At 41.6% G+C, this 503-nt stretch carries 1 pseudogene; it reads right to left on the reverse strand.

The features are described from left to right. A pseudogene (locus PHAL_RS24340) lies at nt 1-503 on the reverse strand (TonB-dependent receptor); the annotation flags it as partial.

Here is a 503-nt window from a genome sequence, read left to right on the forward strand (position 1 = left end):
TGGTGTCCTGTATGTCTAAAGTCTAAACCGATATTTTGAAATTTATTTTCTGATTCTGAATGAGTAAGCATTGCATCAAAAGTCCAATCCCCTACAACGTAGTCGCCGTATAAAAATAAGCCTTTTGCTTCTTCAAAAAAGGTCGTTTCACGATTGGTAAAAAGATACTCACCATCCGTTATAGCGGTTTTACTGACGGCATATACAGGGGTGCCATCCTCCAAGCTGTCATAAATGAATGGTGCTGTGTTCATATCAGGTTCAATCATATAGAACCTGTCACTATTTTGCGGTTTGTTTTGATTATAACCGGCGCTAAATTGAGCGTCTTGTTTGGTCCCACTGTCTAAGTCACGCTTGGTGTATAATAAGTGTGCGCCAATCGTCATGTCGCTGGTAGGCCGCCATTCGATATTACCCGTAAAAGAAATACGATCACCTTCACTGTACTCAGTAACGTTTCGTATTGAAGATGGGCTGCGGATTGCTGCATCCTCAGGTAT

The organism is Pseudoalteromonas haloplanktis ATCC 14393 (assembly GCF_000238355.1).
GTDB classification, from domain to species: domain Bacteria; phylum Pseudomonadota; class Gammaproteobacteria; order Enterobacterales; family Alteromonadaceae; genus Pseudoalteromonas; species Pseudoalteromonas haloplanktis.